The 23,195-nt window shown below is 38.6% G+C and carries 21 protein-coding genes; all 21 read right to left on the bottom strand.

The window, feature by feature from the left end; genetic code table 11:
• Positions 1 to 20 precede the first annotated feature (20 nt).
• Positions 21 to 920 (bottom strand): tyrosine recombinase XerC, encoded by a 900-nt coding sequence (gene xerC, locus JTI58_RS14325; RefSeq protein ID WP_205441936.1) that lies wholly within the window; start codon positions 918 to 920, stop codon positions 21 to 23.
• Positions 921 to 1,207: 287 nt separating this feature from the next.
• Positions 1,208 to 2,521: an FADH(2)-oxidizing methylenetetrahydrofolate--tRNA-(uracil(54)-C(5))-methyltransferase TrmFO gene (gene trmFO / locus JTI58_RS14320; RefSeq protein WP_016994086.1), complete on the bottom strand. Its 1,314-nt coding sequence runs from the start codon at positions 2,519 to 2,521 to the stop codon at positions 1,208 to 1,210.
• Between the two features lie 19 nt (positions 2,522 to 2,540).
• Positions 2,541 to 4,619 carry a type I DNA topoisomerase gene (gene topA / locus JTI58_RS14315; RefSeq protein WP_205441935.1) on the bottom strand — a complete coding sequence of 693 codons (2,079 nt, stop codon included), beginning with the start codon at positions 4,617 to 4,619 and terminating at the stop codon, positions 2,541 to 2,543.
• A 92-nt stretch (positions 4,620 to 4,711) separates the two neighbouring features.
• Entirely contained in the window at positions 4,712 to 5,608 is an 897-nt protein-coding gene (gene dprA / locus JTI58_RS14310; RefSeq protein ID WP_205441934.1) for a DNA-processing protein DprA, read from the bottom strand.
• A gap of 198 nt (positions 5,609 to 5,806) precedes the next feature.
• A complete protein-coding gene (gene sucD / locus JTI58_RS14305; RefSeq protein WP_004229280.1) occupies positions 5,807 to 6,709 on the bottom strand; it encodes a succinate--CoA ligase subunit alpha in 903 nt (300 codons plus the stop codon).
• 17 nt (positions 6,710 to 6,726) lie between these two features.
• Positions 6,727 to 7,887: an ADP-forming succinate--CoA ligase subunit beta gene (gene sucC, locus JTI58_RS14300; protein WP_205441933.1), complete on the bottom strand. Its 1,161-nt coding sequence runs from the start codon at positions 7,885 to 7,887 to the stop codon at positions 6,727 to 6,729.
• A gap of 162 nt (positions 7,888 to 8,049) precedes the next feature.
• On the bottom strand, positions 8,050 to 8,352 hold the full coding sequence (locus JTI58_RS14295; protein WP_205441932.1) for an EscU/YscU/HrcU family type III secretion system export apparatus switch protein: 303 nt from the start codon (positions 8,350 to 8,352) through the stop codon (positions 8,050 to 8,052).
• Positions 8,349 to 10,238: a hypothetical protein gene (locus JTI58_RS14290; protein WP_205441931.1), complete on the bottom strand. Its 1,890-nt coding sequence runs from the start codon at positions 10,236 to 10,238 to the stop codon at positions 8,349 to 8,351. The genes JTI58_RS14295 and JTI58_RS14290 overlap by 4 nt, the downstream gene beginning before the upstream one ends.
• A gap of 56 nt (positions 10,239 to 10,294) precedes the next feature.
• The gene (locus JTI58_RS14285) at positions 10,295 to 11,056 is read right to left on the bottom strand and encodes a ribonuclease HII (RefSeq protein ID WP_205441930.1); all 762 of its coding nucleotides are present in this window, start codon (positions 11,054 to 11,056) and stop codon (positions 10,295 to 10,297) included.
• A gap of 164 nt (positions 11,057 to 11,220) precedes the next feature.
• A complete protein-coding gene (gene ylqF / locus JTI58_RS14280; RefSeq protein WP_205441928.1) occupies positions 11,221 to 12,096 on the bottom strand; it encodes a ribosome biogenesis GTPase YlqF in 876 nt (291 codons plus the stop codon).
• A 57-nt stretch (positions 12,097 to 12,153) separates the two neighbouring features.
• The gene (gene lepB / locus JTI58_RS14275; protein WP_036080510.1) at positions 12,154 to 12,723 is read right to left on the bottom strand and encodes a signal peptidase I; all 570 of its coding nucleotides are present in this window, start codon (positions 12,721 to 12,723) and stop codon (positions 12,154 to 12,156) included.
• A 105-nt stretch (positions 12,724 to 12,828) separates the two neighbouring features.
• Complete coding sequence (gene rplS / locus JTI58_RS14270; protein ID WP_205441927.1) at positions 12,829 to 13,173, bottom strand: 50S ribosomal protein L19; 345 nt, start codon at positions 13,171 to 13,173, stop codon at positions 12,829 to 12,831.
• A 116-nt stretch (positions 13,174 to 13,289) separates the two neighbouring features.
• Complete coding sequence (trmD, locus tag JTI58_RS14265) at positions 13,290 to 14,027, bottom strand: tRNA (guanosine(37)-N1)-methyltransferase TrmD (protein WP_205447313.1); 738 nt, start codon at positions 14,025 to 14,027, stop codon at positions 13,290 to 13,292.
• The gene (rimM, locus tag JTI58_RS14260; RefSeq protein WP_205441926.1) at positions 14,027 to 14,542 is read right to left on the bottom strand and encodes a ribosome maturation factor RimM; all 516 of its coding nucleotides are present in this window, start codon (positions 14,540 to 14,542) and stop codon (positions 14,027 to 14,029) included. The genes trmD and rimM overlap by 1 nt, the downstream gene beginning before the upstream one ends.
• Positions 14,543 to 14,915: 373 nt before the next feature.
• Positions 14,916 to 15,149, bottom strand: coding sequence for a KH domain-containing protein (locus tag JTI58_RS14255; protein ID WP_004269410.1), 234 nt, complete (start codon positions 15,147 to 15,149; stop codon positions 14,916 to 14,918).
• A 15-nt stretch (positions 15,150 to 15,164) separates the two neighbouring features.
• Positions 15,165 to 15,437, bottom strand: coding sequence for a 30S ribosomal protein S16 (gene rpsP / locus JTI58_RS14250; protein ID WP_004269411.1), 273 nt, complete (start codon positions 15,435 to 15,437; stop codon positions 15,165 to 15,167).
• A gap of 94 nt (positions 15,438 to 15,531) precedes the next feature.
• On the bottom strand, positions 15,532 to 16,890 hold the full coding sequence (ffh, locus tag JTI58_RS14245; RefSeq protein WP_205441925.1) for a signal recognition particle protein: 1,359 nt from the start codon (positions 16,888 to 16,890) through the stop codon (positions 15,532 to 15,534).
• A gap of 12 nt (positions 16,891 to 16,902) precedes the next feature.
• Complete coding sequence (locus tag JTI58_RS14240) at positions 16,903 to 17,238, bottom strand: putative DNA-binding protein (RefSeq protein ID WP_205441924.1); 336 nt, start codon at positions 17,236 to 17,238, stop codon at positions 16,903 to 16,905.
• A gap of 304 nt (positions 17,239 to 17,542) precedes the next feature.
• Positions 17,543 to 18,814 carry a signal recognition particle-docking protein FtsY gene (ftsY, locus tag JTI58_RS14235; RefSeq protein WP_205441923.1) on the bottom strand — a complete coding sequence of 424 codons (1,272 nt, stop codon included), beginning with the start codon at positions 18,812 to 18,814 and terminating at the stop codon, positions 17,543 to 17,545.
• On the bottom strand, positions 18,811 to 22,392 hold the full coding sequence (gene smc, locus JTI58_RS14230; protein ID WP_205441922.1) for a chromosome segregation protein SMC: 3,582 nt from the start codon (positions 22,390 to 22,392) through the stop codon (positions 18,811 to 18,813). The genes ftsY and smc overlap by 4 nt, the downstream gene beginning before the upstream one ends.
• Positions 22,393 to 22,395: 3 nt before the next feature.
• Complete coding sequence (gene rnc / locus JTI58_RS14225) at positions 22,396 to 23,160, bottom strand: ribonuclease III (RefSeq protein ID WP_012293239.1); 765 nt, start codon at positions 23,158 to 23,160, stop codon at positions 22,396 to 22,398.
• Between the last annotated feature and the right edge of the window lie 35 nt (positions 23,161 to 23,195).

Raw genomic sequence — 23,195 nt, 5'->3', positions numbered from 1 at the left:
TGCCTTCCTCCTTAGCTCTATTATGCCCTTGGATGAGCATTCATATATGTTTGACGAAGATGCTCTTTTGTTACATGTGTGTAAACTTGTGTAGAAGATAAATGTGAGTGACCTAATAACTCCTGCACCGTTCGCAAATCTGCGCCATTATTCAACAAATGAGTGGCAAAAGTATGGCGAAGCATGTGTGGGTAAATTTTCGTATGGAGTGAGGCCTTGTCAATCATTTCGTTTAAAATATGACGTACCCCTCTAGGAGTAAGTTCCCCACCACGCATATTGACAAACAACTGCTGATGATTCGTTTTTTTCATCAATCGTGGACGAGCTTGCTCTATGTAGTCCTGCATTGCTAAACTCGCAAATTGACCAAATGGAATGATTCGTTCTTTTCGACCTTTGCCCATTACTCGTATGATCGAATAATGAAAATCCACATCCTCTACTTGAATTGAAGTCAGTTCACTCACACGAATACCTGTTGCATATAACAGCTCTAATATAGCTATATTTCTCAATGATTTCAAATCATCACCAGTATTCGCATCAAATAACTGTTTCAATTCTTCTTCGTAGAAAAAACTGGGTAAACGTGATTCTTTTTTCGGATGATAAAGCGAACGAAATGCTCCGTCATCTAATCCGTACTGTCTATTTAGAAAGCGAAAAAAGGAGCGGATTGAGGAAATTTTCCTAGAAATAGAAGCTCTTGCCCTTTTTTCTTCGTACAACTTTGTTACATAAAGACGTGCATGTATATATTCAACACTTGCTAAATCATGGATTCCCTCCGTTTGTAAAAAGGTTAAAAAATCTAGCAGGTCTGATTCATATTCTCGCACTGTATGAACAGAGAAGTTCTTTTCAACTTGGATGTAAAGCATGAACTGTTCGAGTGCATCTTGGGACGAAACTAACATGGAAAGATTCACCACCAATAATTTATTAATAATTTTCTCAAATGACTGTCACTTGTAATATAACGGATATACATTTCTTTGTCATCTCTTACAAGTTTGTATCGTTTTTCTCATCATTAATAAACATACATATTGACACTAAACCTATCTTCATAATATAGCAAGTGTAAATAGTTATATTTTGAGAAAATGTCCATACAAAATAATAAAATACGTCTAATTAAGCATTTTGTCTACAAAAAGAAAAAGCCTCTAAGAGTATATCAACTTTTAGAGGCTTTTGGCAATTAAATTGTTTGTGAATTCACAAAATTTCGAATTGTGCTTATTGCGCGTGTTGCATGCATTTCCGCACGTTCTGGTTTGGAACGACGACCAGGTGGTAAGTCTGGGAAAATACCAAAATTTACATTCATTGGCTGGAAGTTTTTCGACTGTGCTTCTGTTATATAACGCGCCATGCTTCCTAATGCCGTTTCGAATGGGAAAATAATTGGCTCTTGTCCTAATGCTAAACGAGCTGCATTAATTCCTGCAATTAATCCACTGCCTGCTGATTCAACATAGCCTTCTACTCCAGTCATCTGACCTGCAAAGAAAATATTCTTTTGCTCACGAAGTTGATATGTTTTTTCTAAAACTTTCGGCGAATTAATGAAGGTGTTTCTATGCATTACGCCATAGCGTACAATTTCTACATTCTCTAACCCTGGAATTAGCTGTAGCACTTCCTTTTGCGGCCCCCATTTTAAATGGGTTTGGAAACCTACAATGTTGTAAAGGGTACCAGCAGCATCGTCTTGACGAAGTTGAACAACTGCATATGGACGTTTTCCTGTTTTTGGATCTTCAAGACCAACTGGCTTCATCGGACCAAATAACATGGTTTTCTCTCCACGAGCTGCCATGACTTCAATTGGCATACAACCTTCAAAGTAAATTTCTTTTTCGAATTCTTTCAATGGTACAACTTCAGCTTCGATTAATGCTTGGCGGAAACGATCGAATTCTTCTTTTGTCATAGGACAGTTTAAATAAGCCGCTTCCCCTTTATCATAACGAGATTTTAAATAAACTTTATTCATATCTATACTATCTTTTTCGATAATGGGTGCTGCTGCATCGTAAAAGTATAAATAATCTAAACCCGTTAAACCTTGAATTTTTTCAGCTAAAGCTTTCGAAGTTAATGGTCCTGTTGCAATAACTGTAATACCCTCTGGAATTTCTGTGACTTCCTCATGAATAACCTCCACAAGTGGATGGTTTTTCACAGTCTCCGTTACATACCCTGCGAATTCATGACGGTCTACTGCTAATGCACCTCCAGCAGGTACTGAACATTGGTCTGCTGCCTTTAATATAACAGAATCTAACATACGCATTTCTTCTTTAATAACGCCTACAGCATTCGTTAACCCATTTGCACGCAATGAGTTAGAACAAACAAGTTCCGCAAATTTATCAGTATGATGCGCTGGAGTCTGCTTTACTGGACGCATTTCATAAAGTTTAACTTTTATACCACGCTTTGCAATTTGCCAAGCTGCTTCACTACCTGCTAGTCCTGCTCCTATTACATTTACTACTTGTTCAGTCATGTTTCTTACCATCTTCCTATCATTGAGTTGGTGCTTCTTCATAGTCACACTTCGTACATTGAATTTGCACACCTTTTTTTATCTTTTTCTCTACTAATAATGCACTACATTTTGGACATGGTCTACTAATTGGTTTGTCCCATGATACAAATTCACATTCAGGATACTGATTGCAACCGTAGAATAGACGCTTTGTTTTACTTTTTCGCTCCACAATTTCGCCCGTTTCACAGGAAGGACATTTCACACCAATAGGTTTCATAATTGCTTTTGTATTTCTACAATCCGGGAAATTAGAGCAAGCCATAAATTTGCCATATCGTCCGAGCTTAAAGACCATTGGAGATCCGCAAAGTTCACAGTCTTCTCCTGCAGGCTCATCTTTAATGACAACCTTTTCCATAGCTTCATCCGCATGTTTTACATGAACTTCAAAGTCTGTATAAAACTCTTCTACAATACTTTTCCATTGACGACTACCTTCTTCAATATCATCTAAATCTTGTTCCATTTGTGCTGTGAATTCGATGTTTATGATATCTGGGAAAAATTCTAGTACGAGTTGGTGTACGATTTCACCTAGCTCTGTTGGCATAAAGCGTTTAGCATCTAATACAACATAGCCACGGCGCTGAATTGTATCGAGGGTAGGTGCATATGTGGACGGGCGCCCAATTCCTAGTTCTTCCATTGTTTTAACAAGTCGCGCCTCTGAATAGCGTGGTGGTGGCTGTGTAAAATGTTGTTTAGGCTCAATTTCAAGCGATTTTACTTGGTCACCAATTTCCATCTCAGGTAAAAGTTTTGTCGTCTCTTCCGTTTGATCATCAGTACCCTCGATATATAATTTCATAAAGCCTGCAAATTTAACCTGTGAGCCGTTCGCACGGAATAAAACATCACCATTTTGAAGATCTACAGCTACTGTATCAAGGACTGCTGGTGCCATTTGGCTCGCAATAAAGCGCTCCCAAATTAAGCGATATAAACGTAATTGATCTCGACTAAGTACCGCCTTTAATTCCTCGGGTGTCCGCATCGTACTAGTTGGACGAATCGCTTCATGAGCATCCTGTGCATTTGAAGCCTTTTTTGTTTGTTTTATTTCTGTTGCAATGTACTCTTTTCCATATTTCCCCTCAATGTACGTCACCGCTTCAGCTTTTGCCGTATCAGAAATACGTGTGGAATCGGTACGCATATAAGTGATTAACCCGACTGTTCCCTCTTTTTTTCCAATATCAATACCTTCATATAATTGCTGAGCTAGCATCATGGTTTTCTTAGCTCGGAAATTTAGTTTTCGTGCAGCTTCTTGCTGTAAAGATGATGTTGTAAAGGCTGGTGCTGCATTACGTTTACGTTCCTTTTTCGTTACATTAACAACATCAAAGTTTGTTCCTTTAACATCTTTTAAGATTGCTTTTACTTGTGCTTCATTTGTTAATTTTATTTTTTCTTTACCATTTCCATAGTAAAGGGCATCAAATGATTTTTTGCCTTTTTCAAACGTTCCTTCAATTGTCCAGTATTCTTCTGGTTGGAAGTTTTTAATTTCATTTTCACGATCAATGATCATGCGTAGCGCTACAGATTGTACCCGACCTGCTGATAAACCTTTTTTCACCTTTTTCCATAGAATCGGGCTAATGTTATAGCCAACAAGTCGATCCAATATACGTCTTGTTTGCTGCGCATCTACTAAATCCATGTTAATTGGACGTGGATTTTTAAAGGACTCTATAATTGCATCTTTAGTAATTTCATTAAATACAACACGGCAATCTGAGTGAATATCAATATTTAATGCAGTCGCAAGGTGCCAAGCAATTGCTTCTCCCTCGCGGTCTGGATCGGCTGCTAGATAAACTTTCTTTACTTTTTTAGCCGCAGATTTTAATTCCTGTAAAACAGGTCCTTTACCACGTATCGTAATATATTTAGGCTCGAAGTTATTTTCAGCGCTAACACCCATCTGACTACGTGGAAGATCTCGTACGTGTCCAACCGATGCTTTCACTTTATATTTCTTTCCTAAATACCGTTCAATTGTTTTTGCTTTTGCTGGTGATTCTACAATCACTAAATAATCCGCCATCTATGTCTCCCCCTTAGCGAGGTCTATTACTAATTTTTTTAAGTTACCTGTTGCAAAATGTATAACAGATTTTAAGATAATGCAACTTTTTTTCAATTTTTGTTAGAAAAGAGGTCCAATGTTTCAATGATTTGATGACCATTCACTATTGGAATTGCTCCTTCTAAAAGCAATTGATTTGTCCCCTTAGATTGGGTAGCATCAATAGGTCCCGGCACCACAAATACATCTTTTCCTTGCTCTAATGCAAGCTCTGTTGTAATGAGCGTGCCACTTTTTAATGCCGCTTCTGTCACAACTAAAGCTCTAGATAATCCACTAATGATTCGGTTACGCATTGGGAAATGCCATTTTTCAGGCTTCATATAAGGGGGATATTCTGTCACTAATAACTGGTGCTCTGCCATTTGTTTAGCAAGAACGCGGTTTTCTGCTGGATAGAGATAATTAAAACCATGTCCAAGCACAGCAATTGTATGACCACCCATATCGATTGTCGCCCTATGTGCCATTGTATCTGCACCTCTTGCAAGCCCACTAACAACCGTATAATCACGTTGAACAAGAGGCGGGACAATTACGTCTATCGCTCTTTTTGAATACGCTGTCGCCTTCCTAGAGCCTATAATAGCTATCTGTTTTTTGTTTGTTAACAGGGAATATTGACCTTTCACATACAATACAGTAGGTGGACTCGATATTTCAAATAATTGCGCCGGGAAATAGGGATGATAAAACGGGATGGGGAAAATATTAGCCCGTGCATAGGCCTCTTCAAGTGGTGTTGTCATAATTTGTCGAAAACGCTGAGAAAGTTGACATGCTTTATGTGCCGATATTTGTAAAACTTTTGCGATTTCGTCATAATGAATGTCTTCAAAAGAGCTAAAAATATTCACCGGGGACAACAATTGCTGAAGTTTCTGAAGTGGTAATGGGTATACATAATGTAAGGCTAGTAATCTCTGCGTATCTACTGCTAGGATCATTCAATAAACCTCCTTTTATAATAGAAGAAATTAAATGACCGCATGATAATTTTCAACACAACATTTCATTATTATTTATAACATCTGCCACAAAATTGTTGATTTCTTCAGAAGTAAGTAGGTAATTATTGAATGAAGTATGATAAACAGTGTATAAATAATGAAAAAGATGTAGCCGCAATGGCTACATCTTCCATTTTAATGGGTTTTACACTTTTCGTATAGCCCTTTTTCTTTAATTACTTTAATCAATGTTTCACCAATTACAGAAGGTGTTTCTGCAACTTCGATACCAGCTTCGTTCATTGCTTTAATTTTCTCCGCTGCTGTTCCTTTACCACCAGAAATGATAGCACCAGCGTGACCCATACGTTTTCCTGGAGGTGCAGTTTGTCCACCAATAAAGCCTACAACAGGTTTTGTCATATTTGCTTTAATCCATGCAGCTGCTTCTTCCTCAGCTGTACCACCGATTTCACCAATCATAACGACTGCGTAAGTTTCTGGATCATTATTAAAGGCTTCAAGCACATCAATGAAGTTTGTACCGTTGACAGGGTCTCCACCAATACCTACTGCAGTTGTTTGACCAATTCCAGCTTGTGTTAATTGATGTACTGCTTCATATGTTAATGTACCAGAACGAGAAACAACTCCTACATGGCCTTTTGTATGAATATAACCAGGCATGATACCAATTTTACATTCATCAGCTGTAATAACACCTGGACAGTTCGGACCTACTAGGCGAGTGTTTTTACCTTCCATATAACGTTTAACCTTAACCATATCAAGGACAGGAATATGCTCTGTGATACAGATTGTTAATTCTAATTCAGCATCAACAGCTTCTAAAATTGCATCTGCCGCAAATGGTGCAGGTACATAGATAACTGAAGTTGTAGCACCTGTTGCAGCTACAGCTTCTGCTACTGTATTGAAAACAGGAACTCCCTCGATTTCAAGTCCACCTTTACCTGGTGTTACACCTGCTACGATTTTAGTACCATACTCAAGCATTTGCTTCGTATGGAAAAGAGCTGTTTCGCCCGTAATCCCTTGTACAATTACCTTCGTATCTTTGTTAATAAATACAGCCATTGTTCTCCCTGCCTTCCTTAGCCTACTAGTCCCACAATTTTTTGTGCACCGTCAGCCATTGAATCCGCTGCAACGATGTTTAAACCAGATGCATTTAAAATTTCTTTTCCAAGTTCTACATTTGTACCTTCTAAACGTACAACTAATGGCACAGCTAAACCAATTTCTTTAGCAGCCGTTACAACACCCTCAGCGATAATGTTACACTTCATAATTCCACCAAAGATGTTTACGAAAATGCCTTTTACGTTTGAATCAGAAAGGATAATTTTGAAAGCCTCTGTTACTTTTTCAGCTGTTGCACCGCCCCCTACATCTAGGAAGTTAGCAGGGCTTCCGCCATAATAACTAATTGTATCCATTGTTGCCATAGCAAGACCAGCACCATTAACCATACAGCCAATGTTTCCATCTAATGAAATATAGCTTAAGTCATATTTTGATGCTTCGATTTCTTTTGCATCTTCCTCGTCAAAATCGCGTAATTCGACAATATCCTTATGTCGATATAATGCATTGGCATCAAAATTGAATTTAGCATCTAGTGCCACTACATCGCCTTGTCCAGTTACAACAAGTGGATTAATTTCTACGATTGATGCATCTTTGTCGATAAATGCTTGATATAAGCCTAACATTAATTTAACAGCTTTCCCTACAAGGTTTGCTGGAATATTCATATTAAACGCCATACGACGTGCTTGGAAGCTTGTTAATCCAACTACAGGATCTACTACTTCTTTGAAGATTTTTTCCGGATTTGTTTCCGCTACTTCTTCAATATCCATACCGCCTTCTTCAGATCCCATCACTGTAACACGAGATGTGGCACGGTCTAATACTAGACTTAAGTAGTATTCTTTTTGGATATCAGAACCCTCTTCAATATACAAACGTTTTACTTCTTTTCCTTCTGGACCTGTTTGATGAGTCACTAAAATTTTTCCTAATAACTCTTTTGCGTATGTGCGCACCTCGTCAAGGTTTTTAGCGATTTTTACACCGCCAGCTTTACCGCGTCCACCTGCATGAATTTGCGCCTTGACTACTGTTACGTTTGAGCCAAGTTCCTTCGCTACTTTTACTGCTTCATCAGGGGAAAAAGCAACTTTTCCGTTTGGTACAGCTACACCATATTTTCTCAGAATCTCTTTCCCTTGATATTCATGGATATTCATAATACATCCTCCCATCAAACATTTGCATAGAATTGTTTTACTAACATAGACTATTCTAACGAAAGATTCTGATAAAGTCTACACTTTGTCTTTAGTTCGAATTTTCTCTCTTATTATGACGCTTTTTTCTATTTTGTGTACTAAAACAGCTTGTAAAAATAATCAGAATAATTCATTTTTTCTATATTTTTGCGCATGTTGCTGATCCAAACGATAAATAAATGCAAAAACTTCTGCTACTGCCTGATATAATTCTTCAGGAATAGACTCATTTAAATCTAATTGACCAAGCAACTGCACAAGGTTAGGATCCTCATAAATCGGCACATTATGCTTATTTGCGCGAGCTAAAATATTTTCTGCAATCTTCCCTTTTCCCTTTGCTACAACAGTGGGACTATCAAATTGACCAAGCTTATACGTAAGTGCAATTGCCTCTTTCCGGGTAAGTTTTTCTTCGCTCATACGCGGATATCCACCCCACTCTGCTCCTCTCGCTGTTCTACTACAGGACTTACTTTTTCCGTTTGCCCTTTGTCAAATTGTTTAATAAACACTCCTGATAGTTGATAATTTTTTTCTGCCAACCCAACTTTCAAGGCAGCCTTTAACGGCTCGGCAAGTGATTGAATTTCCGAATTTTCATTAAAGACCGTTACTGTGACGACTCTATTTTGAACCTGCATATCAATCACTGTTTCTTGCATGGATGCCATCTGTAAATAAAATAATACACGTGCATAATTGGCATCAATTTTGCCATTATCTTTCATGCGTCCATTCCACTGTAATGTTGCATCCATTTTCTTGCCAAAAAATTCAAGTGGGACTTGCATGATAAGCTGATGTTGATGACCATTTTCCCCTGAAGATAGCTGCATACCATTCATACGCGTCATGAGCATCTCTGCCGCTTCCTTCAATTGAGGTGTTGTATTAGTTTCCTGCAATAATGTATGGAGCTGTGGCTTTAGCTGATGTGCAATCATGTGTAAATCAGCCGATTTGTTTCCCAATGTTGCCTCATAGCTAATTCCTAAATTTTTCAACACCGTTTTAAGAGCATGTTCCATCGCTTTACTATCCATTGAATTTTGCACTAGTGCATCTGCTTGTGTCACAACTTGCTGTATAAATGGCTGCGAAGAATCAATACTATTTTTTACAAGATTGCGCATGAGCGCTTCATTCTGTGAAGGAGAATTTGCCTCTTGCCTAAATAGGGATAACAAATGATCTTTCACCGAAAGTGCATGGGCATCCTGTGTAAATAAACGATCAGTTGTATTTTGGGCAAATGCTTTTAATAACTGATCCTGCATTTGTTTAGCAAAAACCTCTAGCGTTTGTTTCGTTACTGGTAACTGATTAAAACGATCCACCAGTTGATTGATTTGCTGTTTTTGCTCATTGGTTAATAAATTTTGACTGTTTGTCCATGATTTAAGCTGTTCCACCAGTTGCCTAGCATCTTCAGGCTTTGTAGCAAGTATAGTTTGAATAACTTGACCAGCTTGCTGCATTGGTTGAAAGGCTTTAGCTTCATTCATATTTGACCAGTTTTGCAATGTAGCCTGCTGGGGAAGGATCCCCGACTCTTTTAGAATCGATAAAGCTTGCATTTTTTCGCTCGTTGTCGCAGCACTATTCGTTAAACTTTGTAGAACCCTAGCAAGCACCGCACTACCTGTTTCTACTTCAAAGGGCTTGGCAATCGCTTGTATTTGTTGCATTAAATTTTGCCTAAATGACTCAGATAGGGTTGTATCCTTTGCTAAAAGCTGGGCAAAGTTGTCCATGATAGCGGTCATACCAGAAGTCTTTTGACCACTAATCAATGCTTGAAACACATCGTTTGTCATAGGCATTTTAAGCTCGATCATTTTTTGTATAGTTTGTAGAGCATCCACTTTGGATATACCCTCTGGTAATGCCTTTAACCACATTTCAGCTTGTAGCATTTGGTCTTTTGAAATAGGTAACTGTGCCTTCATAAAATGTCCTAATAATTGCTGCATCTCTGCTGATTTAGGCAAATTCATGGATTCTAATAACTGATTAATTTGCTGACTTGGGGTAGCTGCCTGCGCCATCGGTCCAGTCACTATTTTCAATTCCGTTTGTGGATTTGTTCCTGTTACCTGAAAGAAATGGGCATCTCCAGCTTTTAACGGCACTTCAAGTTTAGCTATAAATTTTTGATTACCTACTTGTATTTCTGCCATTTGATCTGGATATAATTGCTTGATTGTTCCGTGAAATACTTGTCCTTGTTTTAAAGCAAGTGGTTGATTTATCGAAGTGATTGCATTTTGTTGCAGTTGAATCGGATTAAATGATGTGGCTGTCATCTACATACTCCTTTCATCAATTACTCCTACGTGTAATTGTCTACCGTTTTTTAGCTTTATTGAAACATAGATTTTATTGGTTCAAACGATTTACGATGGTGAATAGACGGTCCAAATTCTTCTAACGCTTTTAAATGTTGCTTTGTCCCATACCCCGCATGTTGCCTAAAGCCATACATCGGAAATTCTTCATCTAATTGCTCCATATACTCATCTCGTGCCGTTTTAGCCAAAATGGATGCAGCTGCTATCGCTAGGCTCTTGGCGTCCCCTTTTATAATGGAATCCTGAGGGATCGAAATAGGTAATGTCATGGCATCCACTAAAACAACATCAGGCTTCTTCGATAATGATTCCACACTTGCTTTCATAGATTGTTTCGTTGCCTCATATATATTCAGTTCATCAATTTGCTGGGCAGGCTGAAAATGAATGAAATAGCTTATGGCATGCTCTTTAATTAATGTGGCAAAATCGTTTCGTTTATCCTTCGATAATTGCTTTGAGTCATTCAAACCAACAAGTGCCTCACAATTTGTCGGTAAAATTACAGCTGCCGTCACGACTGGTCCCGCTAGTGGTCCCCTTCCTGCTTCATCTACACCTGCAATAAATGCATCTGTTCCCCCATAGCTTAAATCGAATGCGACTTTTTTTTGATGCTCTTGCAGCAATTGACGTTTTTTATCTTGTCTCTTTTGCCAAGTAAGCCATGCCTTTTGTACGCCAGCTCTTTCATCCGCTGCAATGTCTTTCATCCAATCTTGCCATTCCTCGGCATCTTTCAATGCAGTTGTAATTTCCTTAATGGTTTTCATTGTGTACTCCTTCTTACTTCTATTCATTCAAACTATATCATGTTCAGTTCTTTATGTAGTCTCTTTAACTAGAAAACTATTTCCTCTCTATAGTCATTATCGGTAAAAAAATGCATTCCTAAAAGAAAAACTGTCACAAAAGAACGTGTGACAGTTTCAAATATTTATACTTGTTCAGTTTCTTTTTCTAATTGCTCATCCACAAAATCAAAGGTTAGTTTACCTAATTGTAATCCGCGGATATCTCGAACAATTAGTTGAGCTACTTGATCATAATCAATCTCTCCACCAGGACCGAATACACGGCGCAGCTTGCCTATATGGTCAAAAGTGTCCACTAGCTCCTCATGGATAAATTCCAAACCATAACGCTCCTCCATTCGCTTTGGGTAATGGACAGATAAGAAGCGTAAGCCATAGACAGCTAGGTCTTCCATATTTGTAATCGTGTCCTTAATAGCACCAGTTAAAGCTAATTTAAAGCCTACTTCTTGATCCTCAAACTTTGGCCATAAAATACCGGGTGTATCCAATAGTTCAAGCTCTTTACCAACTTTGATCCATTGCTGTGCTTTTGTCACACCTGGGGTATTCCCCGTTTTAGCGATATTTTTTTTCGCTAATCGATTAATCAATGTAGATTTCCCTACGTTTGGAATTCCCACAATCATGGCACGAATAGCTCTAGGTTTCATTCCTCTTGCTTTCATGCGATCAAATTTTTCTTTTAAAATTTCTTGCGCCGCTTTCGTTACTTGCTGTAAGCCCTTGCCCTCAAGTGAGTTAATGGCTACTGCTTTATGACCACGCTTTGCAAAATACTCTACCCATTTCCGTGTTTCTTGCTCATCTGCCATATCCGCTTTATTTAAAATCAAAAGACGAGGCTTTTGGTTAATGACTTCGTCGATCATCGGATTACGTGAGGATAGCGGTAAACGTGCATCTATTAATTCAAATATAATGTCAACAAGCTTTAATTTTTCAGTTACTTCACGTCGGGCTTTAGCCATATGCCCGGGAAACCATTGTATCGTCACAGCTATACCTCCTAAACTAAAAGAAAAAGGGAGTGATTATGCTCTCCCTTTTATGCATTACTTTACAATTTTTATGTCACTAAATGGCCAGAAAATCAGACTGGTGTTACCAATAATTTCTTTTTGGTCAACAAGGCCAATATGTCGACTGTCTTTACTATATCGACGATTATCCCCCATAACAAAGATATATCCCTCAGGAATGGTATTGCTATCCAAGGAAACATCGATGTCATTTAAGGTGAAATCTTCTGTTAAGGTCCCCTCAGTAATTTGCGCTTTATAGGCATCTAAATAGGGTTCATCAATTGGCTCTCCATTTATATACAATTGATCATCCTTATACTCCAATGTATCTCCTGGCAAGCCAATTACACGCTTTATGTAATTTTTTTGTTCAGGTGCATGGAATACAACGATGTCAAAACGTTTTGGTTCACCTATTTTATAACCAATTTTATTCACAATCATTCGGTCGCCATCTTCAAGGGTTGGCATCATGGACTCTCCATCAACTGCAATGGGTGTAAATAAAAAATATCGAATAACTGCAGCAATCGCAAATGCAATTAATAGTGCTTTTGTCCATTCCCATAATTCATTTTTTTCTTTCACTTGTTTTTCCATTGAGAATTGCCCCCTTGTCTAACACCATTTTAGATGATAGTGAATAAAGATGACAAGCAAAAAGAAAAGAGGCTTGAACACAAGCCCCTCACTTTTAAGTCATAATTATCGAATTTCTTTAATACGAGCAGCTTTACCACGTAGGTTACGTAGGTAGTAAAGTTTAGCACGACGTACTTTACCACGACGTACAACTTCTAAGTTAGCGATTTTTGGTGTGTGTACAGGGAATGTACGTTCAACACCTACACCGTAAGAAATTTTACGAACTGTGAAAGTTTCGCTAATTCCGCCACCACGACGTTTAATTACTACACCTTCGAAAAGTTGGATACGTTCACGAGTACCCTCTACTACTTTCACGTGTACCTTAACAGTATCACCAGGACGGAAAGTTGGTAGATCAGAGCGAAGCTGAGATTTTGTAATTTCTGTAATAATGTTTGACATTGTTTTCTCTCCTTAGACAGATGCTCTTGCACGCAATCTATGCCACAGCGGAACACCGTAATTCAGTACTTCACATAGAAGTACAGATTAGATGTTATCATAAATAGAGTCGGCAATCAAGCATCTAGATGATTGTTTTTTAGTTTTTCTAAATACAATTTTTGCTTGTCTGTTAATGGATATTGCTCCAATAAGTCGGGACGGCGCTCAAAAGTTCTTTTCAGCGATTGTTCCTCTCTCCATTGGTCGATTTTAGCATGATTCCCCGATAATAATACATCAGGTACCTTCATGCCACGGAACTCCGCAGGTCGTGTATAGTGTGGATGCTCCAGTAGACCCGTTGAAAAAGAATCCTGTATATGCGAATCCTCTTGCCCTAAGACACCAGGTAACAATCTAACTACACTATCAATAACAGTCATAGCGCCTAATTCCCCACCTGTTAACACGAAATCGCCAATGGAAATTTCATCTGTTACAAGGTGCTGACGTATACGCTCATCATAGCCTTCATAATGACCACATAAGAACACTAACTCTGTTTCCTGGGCTAGCTCTTCTGCTTTTTTTTGGGTAAAGCGTTCCCCTTGAGGACACATTAATATGATCCGTGGCTGTTTGCCTGCAGTGATGGCCTCTACCGCACTAAACATCGGTTCAGGCTTTAATACCATACCTGCACCACCACCATATGGATAGTCGTCAACTTGATTATGCTTGTTCCCTGAAAATGTACGAATATCTGTTACCTCTAAATTTACAGCACCCTTTTCTTGTGCTTTCTTTAAAATAGATGCACCGAAAACGCCTGAAAACATATCGGGGAACAGGCTTAATACATGAATATTCATCATAATAAGCCTCCCATAACATGGATGACGATTTTTTTATCCGTAACATCAATATCTTTCACGATATCTTCTATATAAGGGATATAGTGTTCTTTCTTCGAGCCTTTCACTACCCATACGTCGTTTGCCCCTGTTTGCAGGATATCTGCTACAACTCCGATTGTTTCGCCCTCTTCAGAAATAACTGTGCAGCCGATTATTTCATGGAAAAAGAACTCATTTTCTTCAAGTAGATCATCTGTCATTTGATCTTTTGTCACTTTCAGCATGCCTTCTTTAAACGGCTCAACTAGGTTGATATTGTTCATGCCTTCAAAAGTTAATAAAATAAAGTTTTTATGACGACGCACAGAGTCAATCGTTACCCATGTTGGCTTCTTATCGTCTTTTTTAAAGGCAGCAAGCTTATTTCCTACTGCAAAACGCTCTTCTTCAAAGTCTGTTGTCGATAATACACGTACCTCACCACGGATACCGTGCGTATTGACAATTCGACCTACATTAAACCATTCCATTTTACTTTCACCTCGTAAAAACATGCTTATCTCCACAATGCACCTTGCTCATCCAACAAAGGTCCCGTTCTTGCAGATGTGCTTTGGAAGAATGTAGTTTTAGTTAAGACTCATTTGTCTTGTCAATAATAATATAAGCAATATCCTTTAGCTATACTCCTTATTAAAGGTTTATTTCCCACTTCAACAGAAATCATAGCGATATGCTGATGTTAAAAAAAGATAAAAAAAGGAAGGAACCTACAAGCTCCCTCCTTCTTCGACCAGATTTTACACTTCATGCTAAAAGCCCACTTCGAACTCCTAAGCGACATGTAAACACACCTATCAGGACTCACTAGTACTTGTTGCAAGAGCGTGAAAATCTTTTCTATTAATCCAATATATCGACGTAGGTCTTCTTTTGATGGTGACTACCTGCCGCTGAATAAACAATTGTACGAATCGCTTTTGCTACTCGCCCTTGCTTGCCTATGACTTTCCCTCTATCCTCTGGATGAACAAAAAGTTTATAAACAATTCGATTTGCATTTTCATCCGTCTCAATACGAACTTCTTCTGGATAATCGACTAACGGTAAAACGATTGCTTCAATCAGCTGCTTCAAAGACGTCGCCCCCGATTATTTACTGAATTTTTGGTTATGGAATTTTTCCATGATACCTTGTTCTGAGAACAGGTTACGTACTGTATCTGATGGTTTTGCACCGTCAGCTAACCATTTAAGAGCTTTCTCTTCATCAATGTTTACAGTAGCTGGTTGAGTTAGTGGGTTGTAAGTACCAACTGTTTCGATTTGACGACCGTCACGTGGTGAACGAGCGTCTGCAACTACGATACGATAGAAAGGAGATTTTTTAGCTCCCATACGTTTTAAGCGAATTTTAACTGCCATTTTAATAGCACCTCCGAATAAGTTTCACACAAGATAGTATATTATCAATGTTTAGGTTGTTTGTAAAGTGTTTTTTCTTAACACCTAAAAATTATTATTTAAACAACGAATCAAAGCCTGGTAATTTCATTTTTTTCTTTCCTTTACCACTTGCCATTCCAGTCATTTGCTTCATCATTTTTTTCATTTCATCGAATTGCTTAATGAGACGATTCACCTCTTGAATAGATGTCCCAGAGCCTTTCGCAATACGCTTTTTACGGCTACCATTCATGATTTCTGGGTTGGTCTTTTCAGCAGGCGTCATCGAGTAAATAATGGCCTCTACACGCCCCATTTGCTTATCATCAACTTTTACATTATCTAAGCCTTTGATTTTGTTAGCACCTGGGAGCATTTTTAAAATTTCATCAAGAGGGCCCATTTTCTTGACTTGCTGTAATTGCTCGACAAAATCATCAAAAGTGAATGTTTGAGATTTGAACTTTTCTTCTAATTCTTTCGCTTTAGCTTCATCTACATTTGCCTGTGCTTTCTCGATAAGTGACAGAACATCGCCCATACCTAAAATACGAGATGCCATACGCTCTGGATGGAATGGCTCGAGCGCATCCATTTTTTCGCCCATCCCGACAAATTTAATTGGTTTTTGCGTCACAGAACGGATAGATAATGCAGCACCACCACGTGTATCACCGTCAAGTTTTGTTAAAACAACTCCAGTTATACCGATTGCTTCATTAAAGCTTTCTGCTACATTGACTGCATCTTGACCCGTCATGGCATCGACAACGAGGAAGACTTCATCTGGCTCTTTTAATGCACGAATATCCTTTAACTCTTGCATTAGGTCTTCATCGATATGAAGACGACCAGCTGTATCGATGATTACTACATCATGATGCTCTTCCTTTGCTAATTCAATTGCCTGGCGTGCAATTTCTACTGGAGATACTTCGGTTCCTAACGCAAAAACAGGTAGTGATAACTGTTTTCCTAATGTCTGTAATTGTTGGACAGCTGCTGGACGATAAACGTCTGCAGCAACTAGTAATGGTTTACGATTATATTTTTTTCGTAGAACATTTGCCAATTTACCTGTAGTTGTCGTTTTACCCGCACCTTGTAAACCAACCATCATAATGACAGTGGGTGGCTTTGTATTAAACTTAATGGGACTTTGTTCGCCCCCCATTAATTCTGTTAATTCGTCCTGTACAATTTTAATAACTTGCTGACCTGGTGTTAAACTTTGCATAACATCAACACCGACAGCACGTTCACTTACCTTTTTTACGAATTCTTTGACTACTTTTAAGTTAACATCCGCCTCGATTAAAGCAAATCGGACTTCTCGCATCATTTCTTTAACGTCTTGCTCTGATACTTTCCCTTTGCCTTTAATCTTTTGGATCGTTCCTTGGAGTCGTTCCGCTAATCCTTCAAAAGCCATTGCTTTCGCCTCCTAATCCCATTCTTTCAGCTGTTCAATAAGTGCTAACTGCTCTTCAGCTGTCATACTTTTTTCTGTAATCCCCATTGTTAGCTGTGACAGCATTTGGGTACGTTGTTTAAATTTTTCAAGTAAACATAATTTTTCTTCATATTCCTCAAGCATCGCTTCTGTTCGACGAATATTATCGTAAACAGCTTGGCGTGAAACACCATACGATTCGGCAATTTCTCCTAGGGAGTTATCATCCAAATAGTATAGCTCCATATAACTTCTTTGCTTATCAGTTAATAATGCTTGATAAAAGTCGAAGAGAAAGTTCATGCGTGTTGTTTTTTCAAGTAGCATCGAATGTTTCTCCTCCCGCTATTAGTCATTTGTATCATAACGAAAAGCGCCCGTCTGTGTCAAGGTAATCTCCTTGTCTAAAAGCCTAAATTGCTGCTATCAGGCATTTCTTGCCTTTAGCTAGTATTACTCTTTTAAACAAGTCCATTCGCCTATGCACAGTCGAGCGTTTTTATCCATTACGTGTCAGTGTCATTTTATCCAATTTTGTTCAAAAACTGAAGCAAACTAAGCATCCATCTTCCTCAAAAGAGGAGGGAGATGAATGCCAATCAAGATAAAATTATTCAGCTACTGTTAGCTGTTACTCTTCATTATTTTGTAATTCCTTATCTAAACCCTCGGCAAATAATCCATAAACATATCGTTCTGCATCAAATGGCTGTAAATCATCCATTTTCTCACCAAGACCCACAAATTTTACAGGAATGTGTAACTTGTTGCGAATCGCAAGGACAATACCACCTTTAGCTGTACCGTCAAGCTTTGTTAAAACAATACCTGTTACATTCGTCGCTTCTTTAAATGTTTGTGCTTGAACAAGCGCATTTTGGCCAGTTGTTGCATCTAATGCCAATAATACTTCATGTGGAGCATTTGGAATTTCACGTGAAATAACACGATGAACCTTTTCAAGCTCATTCATTAGGTTCACTTTGTTCTGCAAACGTCCAGCTGTATCACAAATTAACACATCCGCTTTTCTGTTTTTTGCTGCACGAATCGCATCATACATGACTGCCGCTGGGTCAGAGCCCTCTGATTGTTTAATGACCTCACAACCAACTCGGTCTCCCCACACTTGTAATTGATCAATGGCACCCGCACGGAACGTATCACCTGCAGCTAACACAACTGTTTTCCCTTGAGATCTTAAGCGATGCGCTAACTTACCTATCGTCGTTGTTTTCCCAACGCCATTTACGCCAACAAATAAAATAACAGTCAGTTCACCATCTGGCTGCATATTTAGTTCAATTAAATCTTCTTCACCTTGCTCATAAATTTCTACAAGCTTCTCAGAAATCACTGCTTGAATACCATTTGTATCTTTGATATTTTTACGCTGAACTTCATAGCGAAGTTTATCCATGAGTTCCATGACTGTTTCAAATCCAACATCAGCCTGTAATAGTAAATCCTCTAATTCTTCAAAGAAATCCTCATCCACTTTACGATAACGTGCAACAAGGTCATTCACTTTTGAAGTAAAGGAATTACGTGTTTTTTCAAGACCAGCCTTGAACTTTTGTGTTATTGACCAAGCAGAAGGCTTTTTCTCTTCCAGTGGTTCGTCCTCTACTACAGCTAGCTCCTGTACTTCTGACTGTTCTTCTTCTATCTCAGGTGAGGATTCTGGTTCTGCTTCCACTTCGGCTTCTTTCACAATCTCCATTTCTGGTGAATCCTCACCTTGTTCAGGCACTTTTAGATCCACAGTCTCAATGGCAGCAGGTTCGTTTGATTCCTCTAGCTCTATTTGATCAGAATCCTGCTCTTTGTCAGCTGCCTCTAGTTTTTCTTCCTCTGCAGGATTACCCATTAATTTATCTTTTAAACGTTTAAAAAAACTCATGCTTGTTCGCTCCTTTGCTCCGCAAGTACGGGTTCATCTTCTAGTTTTACTGATACAAGTTTCGACACACCTGATTCCTGCATTGTTATACCATACAAGACATCGGCTCCCTCCATCGTTCCTTTACGATGGGTAATAACAATGAATTGTGTGTTGCGACTAAACTTTTTCAAATATTGGCTATAACGCACAACATTCGCCTCATCTAAAGCCGCCTCTACTTCATCAAGAATACAAAATGGTACAGGTCGAATATTTAGAATGGAGAATAATAAAGCAATGGCCGTAAGTGCGCGCTCACCACCAGAAAGTAAACTTAAATTTTGTAATTTTTTTCCTGGAGGCTGTGCCACAATTTCAATACCTGTTTCCAATAAATTTTGCGGGTCAATTAAAACTAAATCAGCTTGCCCCCCACCAAATAGTTCACGGAAAACACGTTTAAATTGCTCTCTAATAGCATAGAACGTTTCACTAAAGCGCAACGTCATTTCTTCATCCATTTCTTTGATTGCTTCATGCAATGTTTCCTGCGCAGCAAGCAAGTCCTCTCGTTGTTCAGTTAAGAAAGTATGACGTTCTAGCACTCTATCATATTCCTCAATTGCACCTAAATTAACAGGTCCTAGCTCTTCAATGGATCTTTTTAATAATTTTACACGTCTTCGCACAAACTCTTCATCTTCGATGGCTAAAGCTTCTTCTTCGGCCTCTTCGAATGTTAACTGATAATTTTCTTCGAGTTGTTCTATAAAATTATCCATTTCAAATTCTACACGATTTCGTTTTAACTCATTTGCACGTATTGCCTCAAGGTATCCTTTATGAATACGTTGCAGTTCCTTCAGTTGCTCTTCTAATGTAGCTAGTTCTTGTTGCTGACCTATTTTCTGCTCTTTCTTATCAGAAATAGTTTCTTGTAAGGCATCTCTACTTGCTTTCCATGTAACAACCTGTTCCTCGACCTCTTCATCACTTAAATGATTTGTCGATTCATCAGATTGAAGCCACACTATTTCCTGAGAAATATTTTTGACTTTTTGTTGTGCTTTGTTTAATTGTAGCGCTAGTTCAGCAGTAGTAATTTGAACTTGTGACATTTGTTCCTGCATAACTGCTAACTGTGAACGTTTTTCGGCAAGTCGTTCTCGTAATACATCTTTCTCTGTCTCACCTTGTAACTTTACCTTACTTAATTGTTCTACAGTTTCATTGATTTCGACAAGCTCTATAGCAAGGGTATTTAATCGCTCCACTGCCACTTGTTTTTGTGTCAACAATGCTTCCTCACGTGTTTTTACATCCTGTGTTTCAGTTGAAGCAAAGGTTACTCTGGCCGATAAGCTTTTTTCTACCATTTCTAGCTCACGAATACGGCTAGATTGTTGCATTTCATCTTTTCGTAGTTGCTCTCCTTCAAGCTTTAGTTGCTCTACTTGATCTCGCAGTATCGCAAGCTTCTCTTTTTCTGCTGCAACAGCCTGTTCGGCACTATAAATGGAAGCTTGTAATGATTCTAGCTTAAGGATTAAATCATCTAACTCGGCCTTTCTTGTGAAGAGTGAGGATTGCTGTTTCAATGCACCACCTGTTAATGAACCACCTGCATTGACAATATCTCCATCAAGTGTGACAACTCGGTATCGGAAACCACATAAACGAGCAATTTGACTTGCACCTTCTAAATTTGCTGCCACGATGACATTTCCTAAAAGGTTTTCAACAATTGTTCGATTATCTTCGTTAAAAGTAACAAGCGCATCTGCCATTTGAATAAAAGCAGGATGCTCAGTTGCTATTTGAATAGTCCCTAGATTAATTTTGCGTGATTTCATGACTGTTTTTGGTAAAAAAGTAGCGCGTCCAGCCCGTTTTTGTTTTAACCAATGAATGGCCTGTTGTGCATGACGTTCATTGGTTGTGACAATATGTTGAGAGGCAGCACCTAAAGCTGTTTCGATCGCTTGTGAATACTTTCCTTCAACTTGAATTAACTCAGCTACAGCACCCTCAATACCTTGTAATTCGCCTTTATCACGAGCAAGTAAGACTTCTTTAACACCTTGGAAGAACCCAGAAAAATCAGCTTCGAGCTCAGCTAACGTATCTTTTCTAGCCTTTAGTTGCTGTTGGTGCTGGTAGGCTTTGTACAGCATATCCTGTTTTTCAGTAAAGGATATATTGACATTTTTTAACTGTATTTGTAAGGCTTCATGTTGCTCTAGTTTTTTCTGCAAATCATTGGTTGTTAAGGCATATTCAGCCACTAACTTTTCCTTTTCAGCAATAATTTGCATAAGCTCCTGTCCAATTTCATCTGTTTGATCGGACATTTTTGCTGCCATTGCCTTTTGTTGAGCTAATTGCTGGTCGATATTTTTCAATTCATTCTTGACTGTTGCTTCTTCATTTAATGAATCAATATATCGATTTTTATGCTCTTCGATTTCTTCCTCGATTTCCGTCACAGAACGATTTAATGATTGTTCTAACTGTTTGATGCTCTGTTTTAACACTGAAACGGCTTGTTGTTTCTCGGAGAACACTTCTTTTTTCTCCTGTTCTTGAACAAGCAGTAATTCTACCTCTGCTTTAGCCTCTTGTAATGTCGTATTCAGCTGCAGAAGTTGATTGGATGCATTCTGGCGTTTTTCAGCCATCAATGCCTTACGACCATCCCAACGTTCTACCTCCATAGTGGCATTGACAAGTTCAGCTTGCGAAACATCCAAATAATCATCCAGATCTTTTAATAGCTTACGGATATTGGTAGTCTGTTTATCAATCGTTGTAATTTTTTGAGCTTGTTTTAGCTCCGTTGCTGAAAGCTCAGCAAACTCCTCTTTTAGCGCATGCAAAGATTGTGCACAATTTTTAAAATCATGCACAAGAATGGCAATATCAAAATCCTTTAGCTCGGTAGACATTTGTACATAGTCTCTTGCACTAGATGCCTGCATTTCAAGCGGCTCTAATCGGTTGTCTAATTCATGGAGAATGTCTAATACACGATACAAATTTTCATCTGTCTCAACAAGCTTATGCTCTGCTTTTTTCTTTCTTATTTTATACTTTAAAACGCCAGCTGCCTCTTCAAAAATAGAACGACGGTCATCAGGTCGGCTATTTAAAATTTCATCAACACGTCCTTGAGAGATGATTGAAAATGCCTCTTTTCCAAGTCCTGAATCCATAAACAAGTCCGTAATATCCTTCAGGCGACACTGTTGGTTATTTAATAAATATTCACTATCACCTGAACGGTATACGCGTCTTGTTACACTGACTTCTGTATAAGAAAAAGCAAGTTGCTCGTCAGTATTATCTAATATAAGTGTTACTTCTGCAAAGTTGAGTGGCTTACGAGAGTCACTCCCAGCGAAAATAACATCTTCCATCTTTGCTCCACGTAACGACTTTGCCGATTGCTCCCCAAGTACCCAACGAATCGCATCTGTGACATTACTTTTTCCACTGCCATTTGGTCCAACAACGGCTGTAACACCAGGTACAAAATCAATTCCAATGCGTTCCGCAAAAGATTTAAAGCCAATCACTTCTAGTCGTTTTAGGAACATCTATTAAGCCTCCTCTTTTGCAGCTTCTTCACGCATCATTCGCATAGCACATTGTGCAGCTTGCTGCTCGGCTTCTTTTTTTGATTTTCCACGACCAATACCAAGCTCTTGTCCATTTAATAATACGCTTGATACAAAGGTACGATTATGTGCTGGGCCTTTTTCATCGATAATCTCATAATGAAGAAGTCCATTATTGGTTTGCTGTACCATTTCTTGCAATTGACTTTTAAAATCCATCACATGCGAAAAAGCACCGACTTCTACTTTTGGGAACACGATCCGTTCTAAAAAGGACACGACCGTTTGTAAATCTTGATCTAAATAGAGTGCACCTACAAATGATTCAAATACATCTGCAAGTAGCGCTGGACGTTCCCGACCACCTGTTAATTCCTCACCTTTTCCAAGTAAAACAAAGCGTCCAAAGCCTAGCTCATTAGCAAAAATAACTAGTGATGGCTCACAAACAATGGAAGCTCTTAACTTTGTTAACTCACCCTCGCTCATATTCGGGTATTTCTCAAAAAGATATTTAGAAACAGACAGTTCAAGTACTGCGTCTCCTAAAAATTCAAGACGCTCATTATCCGTAAATAGTTTACGGCGATGCTCATTCACATAAGATGAATGCGTGAATGCTTGGTACAATAAATTTTTATTAATAAATGTGATATTTAATTCATGCTGTAACAGCTCAAATTGATTGCGTACTTTTTCAGGAAGTACGCCAGATTTCTGCATAGTTCCTTTTCTTTTCATAGCCATTGAACAAATCTGCCTTCCTAATAGTTTCTACCGTT

It is taken from the genome of Lysinibacillus fusiformis (assembly GCF_016925635.1).
GTDB classification, from domain to species: domain Bacteria; phylum Bacillota; class Bacilli; order Bacillales_A; family Planococcaceae; genus Lysinibacillus; species Lysinibacillus fusiformis_F.
Note: the sequence above shows the minus strand (reverse complement) of the source record. Positions and strands in the feature narration are given on the sequence as shown.